Annotated in this window: 13 protein-coding genes; 5 read left to right on the plus strand and 8 right to left on the minus strand. The window is 71.3% G+C overall.

The features are described from left to right. The first annotated feature begins 45 nt into the window (after positions 1-45). Entirely contained in the window at positions 46-1533 is a 1488-nt protein-coding gene (locus tag ACIOGZ_RS29825) for a transposase (RefSeq protein WP_400988329.1), read from the plus strand. 21 nt (positions 1534-1554) lie between these two features. On the opposite strand, the gene ACIOGZ_RS29830 is transcribed toward ACIOGZ_RS29825, so the two are convergent. The 4 genes from ACIOGZ_RS29830 to ACIOGZ_RS29845 all read right to left on the minus strand — a co-directional run bounded on the left by ACIOGZ_RS29830 (position 1555) and on the right by ACIOGZ_RS29845 (position 5672). After that, the gene (locus tag ACIOGZ_RS29830) at positions 1555-1683 is read right to left on the minus strand and encodes a hypothetical protein (protein WP_400988331.1); all 129 of its coding nucleotides are present in this window, start codon (positions 1681-1683) and stop codon (positions 1555-1557) included. A gap of 1197 nt (positions 1684-2880) precedes the next feature. After that, positions 2881-3849 (minus strand): hypothetical protein, encoded by a 969-nt coding sequence (locus tag ACIOGZ_RS29835; protein WP_400988428.1) that lies wholly within the window; start codon positions 3847-3849, stop codon positions 2881-2883. An 875-nt stretch (positions 3850-4724) separates the two neighbouring features. Then, positions 4725-4847 carry a hypothetical protein gene (locus ACIOGZ_RS29840; RefSeq protein ID WP_400988333.1) on the minus strand — a complete coding sequence of 41 codons (123 nt, stop codon included), beginning with the start codon at positions 4845-4847 and terminating at the stop codon, positions 4725-4727. A 30-nt stretch (positions 4848-4877) separates the two neighbouring features. Then, complete coding sequence (locus ACIOGZ_RS29845; RefSeq protein WP_400988334.1) at positions 4878-5672, minus strand: hypothetical protein; 795 nt, start codon at positions 5670-5672, stop codon at positions 4878-4880. A gap of 315 nt (positions 5673-5987) precedes the next feature. Between ACIOGZ_RS29845 and ACIOGZ_RS29850 the strand changes: the two genes are divergently transcribed. Both ACIOGZ_RS29850 and ACIOGZ_RS29855 read left to right on the plus strand, forming a co-directional pair. Beyond that, entirely contained in the window at positions 5988-7247 is a 1260-nt protein-coding gene (locus ACIOGZ_RS29850; RefSeq protein WP_400988335.1) for a hypothetical protein, read from the plus strand. A gap of 25 nt (positions 7248-7272) precedes the next feature. Next, positions 7273-7779 (plus strand): hypothetical protein, encoded by a 507-nt coding sequence (locus ACIOGZ_RS29855; protein ID WP_400988337.1) that lies wholly within the window; start codon positions 7273-7275, stop codon positions 7777-7779. A gap of 73 nt (positions 7780-7852) precedes the next feature. Here the strand turns inward: ACIOGZ_RS29855 and ACIOGZ_RS29860 are convergent, their stop codons facing one another. The 4 genes from ACIOGZ_RS29860 to ACIOGZ_RS29875 form a co-directional block, all read right to left on the minus strand. Further along, positions 7853-8455 carry a hypothetical protein gene (locus tag ACIOGZ_RS29860; protein ID WP_400988339.1) on the minus strand — a complete coding sequence of 201 codons (603 nt, stop codon included), beginning with the start codon at positions 8453-8455 and terminating at the stop codon, positions 7853-7855. 373 nt (positions 8456-8828) lie between these two features. After that, positions 8829-9395: a hypothetical protein gene (locus tag ACIOGZ_RS29865; protein ID WP_400988341.1), complete on the minus strand. Its 567-nt coding sequence runs from the start codon at positions 9393-9395 to the stop codon at positions 8829-8831. A 47-nt stretch (positions 9396-9442) separates the two neighbouring features. Next, positions 9443-9973 (minus strand): DUF6292 family protein, encoded by a 531-nt coding sequence (locus ACIOGZ_RS29870; protein ID WP_400988343.1) that lies wholly within the window; start codon positions 9971-9973, stop codon positions 9443-9445. 107 nt (positions 9974-10080) lie between these two features. Beyond that, entirely contained in the window at positions 10081-10662 is a 582-nt protein-coding gene (locus tag ACIOGZ_RS29875; RefSeq protein WP_400988345.1) for a hypothetical protein, read from the minus strand. A 65-nt stretch (positions 10663-10727) separates the two neighbouring features. Between ACIOGZ_RS29875 and ACIOGZ_RS29880 the strand changes: the two genes are divergently transcribed. Both ACIOGZ_RS29880 and ACIOGZ_RS29885 read left to right on the plus strand, forming a co-directional pair. Beyond that, positions 10728-10919: a hypothetical protein gene (locus tag ACIOGZ_RS29880; RefSeq protein WP_400988346.1), complete on the plus strand. Its 192-nt coding sequence runs from the start codon at positions 10728-10730 to the stop codon at positions 10917-10919. Further along, complete coding sequence (locus ACIOGZ_RS29885) at positions 10916-12235, plus strand: hypothetical protein (RefSeq protein ID WP_400988347.1); 1320 nt, start codon at positions 10916-10918, stop codon at positions 12233-12235. The genes ACIOGZ_RS29880 and ACIOGZ_RS29885 overlap by 4 nt, the downstream gene beginning before the upstream one ends. Positions 12236-12309: the final 74 nt, after the last annotated feature.

A 12309-nucleotide genomic window follows, 5' to 3' on the forward strand; every position in this document is an offset into this window, starting at 1 on the left:
TGAACTCGACCAAGAGGAACAGGACTTGACGCGAAGGCCGTGGTCGTGAGTGTGGTGGAACAGGGCGTGCAGGACGAGCCGTTCGCGGAACTGTCGCGCTTCCGGGGGGTCTTCTACAATTGCCTCACCCGTCGGCGTGACGCGCTGTTCGAGCTCACCGACGCGGTGCTGTGCACCGACGGCCCAGTGAAGACCCTGGTCGGTTTGGCGCTCGCTCCCGAGCACCGACGTGGATACGGAGCCCTGTACGGCGCGCTGAACAAGGGCCGCATGGACGTCGAGCAGCTGCGGGCCGAGCTGGCCGGCCTGCCGCTGCCGCGAGCCGCCGACGGCCGCCTGGTGCTGGCGGTGGACGTCTCGCCGTGGCTGCGGCCCGACGCCGACACGAGCGACGCCCGCTCGTTCTGCCACACCTACGGCCGGGGCGAGGCCAGACACCAGATGATCCCGGGCTGGCCCTACTCGTGGGTCGTCGCCCTGGAATCGGGCCGGACCTCATGGGTCGCCCCGCTGGACGCGGTGCGACTGGAGCCCGGCGCCGACGCCGCGGCCGTCACCGCAGCCCAACTCCGGTATTTGGTAGGCCGGTTGATCGCCGCCGGGCAGTGGAGTCCGGACGACCCGCCGATGTTGATCGTGGCCGACGCTGGCTACGACGTGATGCGGCTGGCCTGGCTGCTGCGCGACCTGCCCGTGGAGATTCTGGGCCGTCTGCGCTCGGACCGGGTGATGCGCCGCCCGGCTCCGACCCGCGCGGAGTTCGCGCTGGCCAACCCGGCCGGCGGGCGGCCGCCCAAGCACGGCAGCGAGTTCATCTTCAAGGACTCCCGGACCTGGGGCGCCCCGGACGCGGAGACGAAGGCGGAGACCACCCGCTACGGCACCGCCCACGCCCAGAGCTGGGACAGGCTCCACCCCGAACTGCAAGGACGCGCCGCCTGGCGCGACCACCCCGGCCAGCTCCCGGTCATCGAGGGCACCGTCGTCCGCCTCCAGGTCGACCACCTGCCCAGCGGCGGCGACCCCAAGCCGCTGTGGCTCGCCCCCGGCGGCCACTGCAGCGCCCTGAAGGCCGACATCTCGGGTCGCTGGCACCAGTGCGGCCGCTACCACACGGACGAGGTGCCCGCCGACCACGTCGCGGAGACCCCGGACGGGGACGAGGAATTGCGGTGGAGCTGCCAGGATCCGGATGCCGTTCCGGACGTCGGACGGACCATCATCACCGACGAGCAGTACGACGAAGTCCGCGACTCGGCCGACAGGTTCCTGAAGGAGCACGGCCTCGCGCTCGGCGGTGACGACCTTCGTGGCCTGGTGATGGAGATTCTCTCCGGTGTGGGCTTGCTCCTGCCCCCTGGTGATCCGGTCCCCGACGGCACGTGCACCGCGTTGCATGCGAACGCGGCTGGTGAGTGGTGGCAGTGCGGCCTTCCCGCCGGACACGCCGCCGATAGGAAGCAGCGGGCCTCCCATGATGCCGGGGAGGACTTGTGGTTCGAGGGCGATCCCGACACGATCCCCCCACGCTGAGCGCCCACTTGGATACTTGCCTTATGGCTCCTGAGCACCCCAGATGACCACCGCGCTCGTGCCGGGCCGGCGCGGGCCGTCGGTGGCGGCCGACAGGGTGCCACCGACGGCCGAGAAGGTCGTCACGCCGGTCGCTTCGGTCGCTGGCATCCCGGCGCCGTAGCGGCGCGCACCGTAGCCCGCCCTGTTCCGTTCGCGGCGGGCGGCGCGCGGGATCTGGCGCGCGCCCGTGAGGGGAGTCTGCCGCCGGTTGCACACGCCCCGGGGCTGACAGCACGCTGTCTTGAAGCGTTCGCCTCACCACGGCGATGAACCGCCTCCGCACACGACTCGCCACAACCTGGTTGTGGCTGCGCCGCTGGCGGTGAGGGTGGAGCAGGGCGGCACGGCTCGGGGGTTCGGGCCGGGGGCCGCGCTCGCCGATGGTGTCGAGGAGGCCGTAGGCGTAGCCTTGAAGATGTCCGGACGACCCCGCACTTGCCGGGGGTGAACCCAGGAACGGGATGAGCAGATTCCCTGCCCTCAGACAAAGCCCCGCACTGTCGGGGGTGTGCCCTGAGCCCCGTAATCCGTCATGGCGTCCGGAAAGTCACGCCCCGCGCTGCGGGGTGTACCGATCGGCGACTTTCCTCATGGAGCCGTTCCTGCGGACTCCCCGCATGGCCGGGGGTGTACGAGAACACGGAACGGCTCCGATGTACCGCTCGGGCCGGTAGCCGGTGCTGCCGGAGCCGGGGTCTGTTCTGGCCCGGGCCGAAGACGGGAGCAGGTTCATCGCCTGAGCCGTGCGCGGTGCCGTCGGTGGGCGGTAGCGTAGGTGGGCAATGCACGGGACCGAGAATCCCCGGCGGCGGCCCTGGCGGGATGTCCTTCCGCTGGGGCCGTTGCTGTTGGTGCGGCTCCCGGGCTCGCTCGGGGGTTCGGGCCGGGGCCGCGTATCCATGGTGGGGGTGCCTGCCGCTGACGGCATGCGGGGCTACGCCGTGGCAGCGTCGGCCGGGCGGGTGGCGCGTTCCGCGGCCCGCTACGTCCTGAACCGCTCCCTGCCCCCGGTGGCGGACTGGCTACTGGCCCGGGCCCGACTGGCGGCCGCCGCGGGGAAGGCCCGGTTCACCCGCCGCCGCACTCCCGGCAGGCCTACGATGGAGAACGTGACCACCTCCACCGTCGACACCGTCTCCGCCGTCGCCCGCGAGGCCTGCCTGAGAGCCCTGGCCACCCACACGGTGCAGCCGGACGCCGAGCCGGCGCGGAGATCGAGCCCCGCGGTCCCGTCGAGACGGAAGCTGCCCGCCGCCTCGCCGACGACCTCAAAAACGAGTGATCACCCGATTACCCAACACTTTCTCAGGCGAGCACCCACTTGGGTGGGTGTCCGGGGTCGGCCGGGCAGGTGAAAACGTGCAGGTCCTGGTCCCGGCCGAAGCGGAGCCGAGTGGGTTGGGCAACGGATTGGCCACCCCGGATCGACGTCTTCCCGCTCAGGGTCGGGTCACGGTCCTCCAGTGGCATCCAGCTGTGCGAGCCGGCGTCCATCTCGTAGCCCTCGGCCGTCAGCAGCAGCCGCATGGGGGTTGCGCAGGACGCGCAGTCGATGGTCATCGGGCCCGTCGACGCCCAGCTGGGGAAGCCGCCGACGCGCCAGCCGGGCGGGATCGACAGGTCGTACTGGTAGCTGGGGGCGTTGGGGCCGTGTTCCGCTACCTGGGCGTCGTCCCACGCGTCGATGCGTGCGATCAGCGAGGCGGGCAGCGTGTCGTCCTCCGCCCAGGGGTAGGTGTCCACCCCTTCCGGGTGCAGGACACAGGGCTCGGGGAGTTCGTGTTCCCATCGGAGCAGGGGCACGTGGGGCGGATCAGCAAGGAAGCGTTCCGCTTGCTCGGTCTGCCCGGCCTGTCGCCACCGCAGGTGGTAGCGGCGCTCCAGGTGCGGGCCGTGGGTGAAGGGGCAGCGGAAGAGTTGCACCAGGTCCGCGTTGTCGGGTCCGCAGGCAAGGCCCGGGATGTCACGGTGGAAGAACTGGGCCAGCCCCACGAAGGGCACCGGGTCGTCCAGTCCGGGAGTTGCTGCGGGGGGCCATGGTCGGTTCGGCGGCCAGACCCCTGCGGCCCTGGCGCTGCGGATCTCCTCCGGTGCGTAACCCTCGCTCTCGCGCTGGTGCGGCTCGTGGCAGAGCGGCCAGGGTTCGCTGTCCGGCCACATCATCGGCCCGCCGACGTGACTGTCGTGCATGCCGGGCCGCCCCGGTCTGGGGTGCAACCGGGTTGTCCGAGCTCGGTAATGGGCCAGCTCCGGGAACACTGCCTCCACGGACACCGGTCTGGCCGGCGTGGTCCTCGTCATGCGCAGACCGTACGCGGTCGGGCAAACGACGGGCGAGCGGATTGCCGCCGTCCCTAACCACTGCCGCCTCTGGCCCGGCGGTCCAGGAGCTCGATCACTCGCGTTTCCGAACGTAGGAGCCGCTCGCGCTGGTCAGGAGGCAGAGAGGCGAGGAGGTCGACAAGGACTTGCTGCCGCGGAACGTGGACCATGTTGCCGGAGTAGACCCTGCAGTTGGAACACCAAGCGAGCCGGATGCAGCGCTCGAACATGGAGGACTCGGACGGATGGAAGCGACACTGATACGAGCAGACGGGTGTTCTGCAAGTGGCGCAGACCCGTCGATCACCGTCTGGAACCGTGCTCCAGTCCGCTACCTGTCGCCAACGCTCTCGCCGGGCCGGTGCTCTTCAAGTCGTCATGCCGAACATTCTCCCGCACGGAGTTCACGCAGCGCAGCCGTCCGAGGAAGACCCCTCCGCGATCGCCTCGCTTGACTTGGTGCAGAGAAGGTTCCTGCAGGCAGTGGACGTCTCCTGGGACCGAGCGACCCGTGTGGAAGCCCGGGACTTCAGCTGCTGGATCCAAGAGACCGTCAAACCCAGGAAGCCCAAGGCGCCGAGTAAGCGATCCGTCCGTGGCGCCGCCGCGCCGAACCCGGTGACCGGGAAGCCGTCGACCGGGCCGGGCTACGCGCCGCCCACCGTCGCACACGGCGAGACGATGCTGCGCCGGTTCTGCGAGGTGCACCGCGATGCGGGGACTGGCCCGCTGCTCAACCCGTTCCCCCTGGACCTGTCCCGCCGCTCCGGGCGGGCTCACGCGCACCACAATCCGATGGACGGCTGGACACCCCAGCGGGTGGGTCGTTACCGGCCGACGCGGCCGAGCACCTCCAGCTGCGGCACGCCCTCGACACGATCGCCCGGGTGCTCACCGGCCGCCTGGCCGCCGACGCCCGCGAGCCGGGCTGACGGGAACGGGACCGGCACCTGGTGATGGCAAGACGGGCGCCGGGACGGCTACTCCGGCTGGTCCAGGTACCGGTCGATCGTGGCACGGGACATGCCGGTCAGCTGGTGAAGTTCCGACTTGCCCATGCCCGCGCCGACCGCCCACCGGACCATGGGGCCCCGGGAGTCCACCACCTCGTCGCGGGCGGCGGCCCATGCCAGCGCGCAGAGTTCCAGCAGCGGCCGGGTCCAGGAGCGGGCGACGGGGCCGGAGTCGGCCACCAGCCAGTTGTCCGGGGTGGGGGGCAGGGTACCCAGAGGTGGCAGAGCACCGCGGGGCGGCACGGCGGCCATGGCCTCAGAGCGGGCGTCGAGGCTCTCGCCGTGGACGGCCGCGGCCTTGACGCTGAGCCCGGTGTGGATCTTCTGGATGTGCGCGTGCCAGAGCCTGCGCTCATCGGAGGTCAGCAGCCCGGGGTAGCGGTCGAGCAGCCACTCGATCTGCTCGCGCGGGGTGTCCCTGGTGATCTCGTTCCTGAGCTTCACGATCTTGTCGTGGCTCGCGGCGAGGCAGTCAGCGCGGGCGAGGGCCACGACGGCCGGCGCCCAGGGGGTCATCTGCTCGACCAGGCGCTCCACCTCGGCATCCGCCGCGGCCCGGCCGACCTCCTCCTGCGCGCACGCTACGGCCTCGGCACCGTCCATCAGCCATACCCGGACACCGTGCCGCACCGACCGCGCGGAGTGGAATCCGCTGCCGCCGAACTCGCGGAACCCGTTGTTGAGGAAGTAGGGGCCGGGGCCGTACTCCGCCAGGGCCTCCTCCCGCATGTCCTTGCTCGTGTGCAGGGGCAGTTCCACCATGACGAACCCTCTCGTAGGGCCAGACACCGGCCGATCGATGTATCGCACGATACACGCTACACCATGAGGCGTATCGCGCGATACATGCGCGCGGGTGTGGATGCGTCTCGTGACGGCTAAGCGTACGACCCGGTTCCCCGGGCCCTGGCCGGCTTTCGGTACGGCGATGCGCTTCGGTGTGGGCGGTAGTCGCTCGTCCGGGTGACATCCGGGCGACCGGCTGGCGGGAGCGGCCTGCCGTGTGGAGTACTGGGCCGATGTGAACGCTCGCGCGGCCGCGCGAGCCGAGACGGTCCGGGACGAGGGGGAGGCGGCATGCCCAGGAGGACGGTCCTGGCCGTCGTCGTGCTCGCCGTGCTGACCACGGCCGCTCTGCCGGCCGACGCTGTCCGCAACAAGCTGCCCGCTCCGGCGGGCCGGGAGGTGGTGCAGCGTCAGGAGGCCCTCGATCGGCTCGCCGACCAGATCACGGCAGCGGTGCCGGAGAACCGGCGCGCCGACATCCCGGGATACGCGGGCCTGACCGTCGACCCCGAGCAGGGGCTGCTCACGGTGTACTGGCACCGCGACGTCCCCGAGCGCGTCACCCGCCTGATCGCGCACCCCCCGGCCGGGATCACCGCACAGGTCCAGTCTGCGCCCTACTCGCTTGGCCAGCTCCGTGCAGCGCGGGACCGCCTGGTCGCCGCAGCTGCGCGCGGTGAGGCGGATGCGGTGTGGACGGTGGTCGGCCCGGCCGCCGATGGCACGGGGCTGTCCGTCACCTACACCCCCGCCCAGAGCCTGGCGACCGTCCGGACGGCGGCCGGCGCAGCGGAGCACGAGCGGGTGGCCTTACGCGCGGCTGAGCTTGCTGGGCTTGCGGTGGTTGCCGAACCCGGGCTGGCCCCGCAGGCCGCCGGGACCCGGCACAGCGACGCCAGCCCCTGGAGTGGCGGGGCGCAGCTCACGACCCCGGGTGGTGATTTCTGCTCGTCGGCGTTCGGTGGGTGGAGGGGGAAGACGGCGGTGCTGCTCACTGCGCACCACTGCGGCGCCGCCGGTGACTACAAGAGCGGCACGGGGGCGGTGGTCGGGTCGGTGTCGGACTCCAACTCGGATCTGGACACGGCGGTCGTCAGCCTGAAGGGCACCCCGTCGGGGCAGTTCTACTACGGTGGCTGGGACAACGCTCAGGGTGAGCGGCGTCGGACGGTCGGCGCGGGCAGGAACAACGTCGGGAGCCTGGTATGTGACAGCGGGTCGATGTCGGGCGCGCACTGCGCGCTGAAGATCACCAAGACCGATACCTCGACCAACGTCGACGGGGTATGGCGTTCCGATCTCGACTACGCGACCCGCACGGACGACCACACAATCGCGGTGGCCCAGGGTGACAGCGGCGGCCCGGTGGTCGCCAGCGTCAACGGCGGTGACGACATGCAGGCGCGGGGCATCATCAGCGCGGGCGGCGGCAGCACGGTCACCTGCAAGTGGGGTACCGACACGGCGGCGAGGAACGTCACCTGCTGGGACACGGTCGTCTTTGTGCCGATCGGTCCGGTCGTCGACAAGTTCGGCCTCTCCCTTGCCTGACACCACGCGGAAGGATGGCGGCACCATGGTGAACGTCGCGATCACCGGCCGGCTCACGGCCACCCTCGGCGTGCTCGCCCTCGCCTGCGGCGCGGCCGCCGCCGTTCCCGGACCAGCACCCAGGGGCCAAGCCCTGCGCGAGCTCCAGCAGGCCATCCACCAGGCCGGTATCGGCCCCGCGACCTGGCACGTCGACACCGTCTCCGCCCAGCCCGGCGATTACGTCCAGACCGTCGAGGTCATCGGCAGCGTGGACGACGCCCGCCGGGCCCTCGACGCGCGCTTCCCCGGCCAGACCCGGGTGGTCCACGGGCACGTCACCTCGGACCTGGTCTGGCGCAACGGCCACGACTACCCCCTCGAAGGCGAACTCCAGGCGCTGAATCGACCCGACTTCCAAGTCTTCAAGACCGGTGCGGCGCCCGACGGCCGCACCACGGTCGGCGTCGTCGGCGACCTCGACGCAGCCCGCGCCTACCTCACCGACCACTACCCGGGCCGCACCACTGTCCACGACAACACCGCGCCCTGAACCCTCTTCACCAGCCGTCCGGCCGAAGCCCGCCGCGCGACGGAGGGTTTCGGCCGGACGTTGACCGGCCTGGTCAGTCGAGCACCCGGATTTCCCGCCACGTGCGGGGCAGGATCAGCACGTCGATCTCGTCCTCGTAGCCGACGTCCTCACGGTCGAAGCGCAGCACGGGCGTCGGCTCGCCGGGTGCGGGCAGCGGCTGTTCGGCCCGGATCCGCCCGGTGATGCTGTACTGCTCGCCGAGGAACTCCACCCGGCGGCCGAGCAGCGCCGCCCAGTCGTAGTCGGCGGGGATCACCGGCAGCGTCCGGCAGGTCGGCGGGCTGTGCCAGCGGGCGCTGAACCGGCCCTCGGGGTAGGCGGTGGCGCACGTCTGGCAGCGGGTGTAGCCGGCGCTGAGGTCCTTCTCGCGCTCGCACCAGCCACAGCCGGGGCGGTGCTCGTCGTGGTCGTGGTAGTGCTCCTGCTCGCGGCGCTGGTCGGCGCCCGACCAGCCGTCGTCTTCGCCGCAGTAGCAGGCGTCGCACGTGGTGCAGGAGCCGCAGCCGCTGCACTGCGAGCGCAGGTGGTGCCCGCAGACGTGGTTGACGTCGTCAGACGGGTCGCCGGTCCAGGCGGGCGCTGCCGGGCCGTCACCGGGCAACGCGGCAACGCGCCGGCTGTTGGGCGTGGGCATATCCGATCTCCGTTCGAAGGCGGGACAGGTCCGGGCCGGCGGCCGCACGGTACGCGTGCGGCCCACGGCCCGCAGAAGAAGGACGCCCGCGGCAACCAGGTGCTTCCAGGTACCACGCAATGACAGGGCCGGGGTCTGGACGCCGTCGAGACCCCGGTGCCGGATGGCGTTCGACTCGCCGAGCAGCAGAGGATCGCCGTGAAGATCGGCGATCTCACTGAGGACGTCGCGCTGCGGCTGGCCGTTTACGCGGCGGCCGAGGCCCTGGTATGAACGGCCGGGAAGACCCGGCAGCCGGCGCGGCGGTGTCCGGGGACACCGCCGCATCTGGGTGGAGCCGGCCTGAGACCGACAGTCATGGCTTCGGCCGGGTTCATGCCTGCTGGCCGGTCACCACGACCCGGCGCACACTGGAAACGTGCCCCTCGAACAGCAGCCGAACCCGGCCGAACGCGCCCTCCTGGCCGTGGTCGAGGCCTGGGCCGAACCGGGCGCCCTGTCGGCTCCCAACGTCGTCCTCGCCCAGGGCCGGCTGTTCACCCCCGCGCCGTGGCCCCGGGGCGCTCCCCGCCGCGGTCTCCTCGGACGCTGCCACCCCAACGCCCTGCGGATCGCGCAGCTGACCGGCTTCGCCTACGTGGAGGGCTTCGCCTTCCTCGCCGCCGGCAGGACGGCGATGCCGCACGCCTGGTGCTCCGGACCCGACGGCCTCGTCCTCGATCCGACCTGGCCCGACGGCACTGCCACGGCCTATCTCGGCATCCCGATGACCACCGCGTTCGTGCAGGTCTTCCAGCAGCGCACCCTCACCAAGACCGCGTTCGTCGGGGTCCTGGACGCCGGGGTCCAGGTCACCCGGGACGCCCTCAGGATCTTCACCCACGGCGTCCCCGACCGGGGCCTGCTCGACATTGGCCGTCCCCTGCCCGAGCGGGTCCACCAGTTCCGGCGCTATGCCCTGGTCGAGCAGCCCGCTCAGGTGGCCTCTCAGTGCGGGAAGGCCACCCGCTCCGCGGCAACGAACGCGGCCAGGCGGTTCGCGGTGTCGGGACGGATGAAGCCCTCGCGCAGGAGGTCCTGCAGAGCCGGGGTCAGCGGGATGTCGGCCGGAACCGGACTCTCCTGCTCCTGGATCGGCAGTGTCCAGCCCCGGGCGTGGCTGGGGATCATGTGGGCGGCCCGGACGACATCGTGGGGTGCGGGAACGATGGCGCCCTCGATGAGCCGGCGGCGTTCGCCCGGTTCGTCTTCACCGTCCAGGCCTTCGAGAGCGAACGTCCAGCCGTTGGCCTGGTCCCAGACCAGCGTCCAGGGGCCGAAGCCGATGAACAGCTCGTACAGCGGCACGTCTCGGTCGTCGAGCCAGCCGCAGAGACTGTCATCGCTGTCGGTGGACCCGGCCTCGGGGCCGAGCGCGGCGAGGACCGCGCGGAAGTAGGCGCAGGCGGGCTCGTGCGGCAGCTCGTTGTACGGGGGGTAGTGGTACGGCGGCACGGGCAGTGCGGGAAGTTCGGTCATGGCACCAGGATTGAACAGGCCGTCCGTGCAACCGCCGTGCCGCGCCGACTGGGCCTGGCCGCCTGGTGGTGTGCCGTCCCTGCTCCAGTTCCGGGTCGGCATCGCGGTCAGGTGTACTCGCTCAGGTCCACGGCCGGGACGGTGACCCGGGCCGCCCGGCCGTACAGCTCCCAGCCTGCCGGGGTGAGCCTGCCGACCTGGTCCGCGCCGTACTCGACCAGGCCGCCGAGCACGTAGTCCCGGACCGGGGTGGTGGGGGCGAGCGGACGTCCGGACCGGCTGTCGTCGCGCCAGCGGCCACCGGCCAGGCGCACGCGACCACCGGCCAGCGCCGCGAGGAGTCGATGGTCTTGTGCGTCGAGCAACCGGATGCCGGTGATCCGGACGCCGACGTTGCGGCAGGCCGGGGCATCGATCTGCTCGGTCTCGTGGCCGGTGCGGGCCAGGATCCGGCGGATCCGGTCGTGGTACTGCCCTTCGGTCACCTCGGTTCCCTCGTAGTGGACGTAGCGGCAGCGCACGCTGAGCGGGTCGCCGGCGTTCCAGAGGACGAACCCGGAGCTGCGCGTCTTACAGCCCTCGTCCCAGCCGAGTGCCTGGTGAGGGAACACCGCGTAGGAGGCGAGCAGCTTGGCCACCTCGGCCTGCTGCGGCCGGTAGCGGATCATCGCCTGCTCGGCGTCGGCCACCCCCGCACCCCTCTCCGGCGAACCGGTCGGCAGCGGCCACCGCCGGCCTCGACCTGCCCACCGGGTTGATCACGCAGCTGCCGGTAAGCGCCCACGCGCTCGGCCGGATTGACGGGGCCTTCGAGGCCGGAAACGTCCCGGGCGCCACCAACGCGCTGAACACCCTGCACCAGCAGGCCGCGAACTGGCCAGGTCACCCGGACGTCGACCAGTGCCAGTGCCAGTGCCAGTGGCAGCGCACGGACGAGGCGACATGAGCACCAACGTTGAGGTCTGGGACGGGGAACTGGTCGGCCCTAACGGCGCCCCGGTCCCGGCCCTCCCGGACCGGCCGCTCGGGCTGGACGTCTACGAGTACACCCGGGACACCGTGCTGGTCGCCGGACGGCCGCTGCCCGCCCCATTCGTCATGCCGCAGTACACCGCGGCCGACTACGTCATCTCCGAAGAGACCGCCCGGCTCATCGAGCAGGCCCCACCGGAGAACACCCGACGCAACCGGGCCAACCAGGTCAAGCTGTTCGAGACATGGTGCGCCGGGCACGGCCGGGTCGCGCTGCCCTGCACCACCGCGACGCTGATCGAGTACGTCGGCGACATGATCAAGCGCAAACTCGACCCGGACACCATCAACGCCTACAAGAGCGCGGTGATCACCTGGAACGAGGAGGAGACCCCGGGCAACACCAGGCCCGGCACCCGGCAAGTCACCGCGATGCTGTCGGCGTACCGCATCGGCTGGAACCGGCGCCACATCGACAAGCAGAGCCCGGCGGTACGCGAGATCGACCTGGAGGAGATGGTCACGGTCTGCGACGAGCGCGGCCGGCCCGCCGACCTGCGCGACGCCGCCATCTGCTGCCTGGGCTTCCACCTGCTCTCCCGCCGGATCGAGCTCGCCCAGCTGATCGTCACCCACGTCACCCTGCGCCGCGACGGCGTCCACGTCCGCCGGGTCGACCGCAAGACCCACAAGGACGACACCAAGTTCGAGGCATGGATCCCCGCCCGGGACGACGCCCCGCACATCTGCCCGGTCCGCCGACTACGCGCCTGGCTGGAGTACGGCCGCCTCATCCACCAGCCCGAGGACCAGGCGCTGTTCCGAGCGCTCAACCTGGCCGGCCGCCTCGGGGTCCGGCTCACCCTGCAGACCCGGCCCAAGCACCCGGACGGCACCGACAAGAAGGACGAGGACCTCACCGCCGAGGACTGGACCGAGCTCTCCTTCCTCTCCGGCGAGTCGATCAACAAGTACGTCAAGGCCCTCGCCAAGGCCGCGTTCGCGCGGATCGCCCACCTCACCGAGGCGCAGCGCGGAGAGCTGGGCTACAACGCGCTGCTCAACGCGAAGACCGCAGGCAGCGTGACCGCGCACGGCCTGCGGGCCGGCGGCGCCACCGAGCTGTACGAGTCCAAGGTGCCCGAGGACACCATCGCCGAACTCGGCGACTGGGCAAAAGGATCCGACGCGATGAAGCGCTACTTCCGCCGGATCAAGACCGCCGACGAAAACGCCTGGGCCGTCGCCCGACAGGCACGCGAGACCTCCCGAAACAAGGACCGAATCTGACCAGCTCCGAACGGACAGCCCGCCAGTTTCCACACCGCACGGCGCGACCAGCCTAGGCACTGAACCAGCCTGTC

Source organism: Kitasatospora sp. NPDC088160 (genome assembly GCF_044741445.1).
Lineage (GTDB): Bacteria > Actinomycetota > Actinomycetes > Streptomycetales > Streptomycetaceae > Kitasatospora.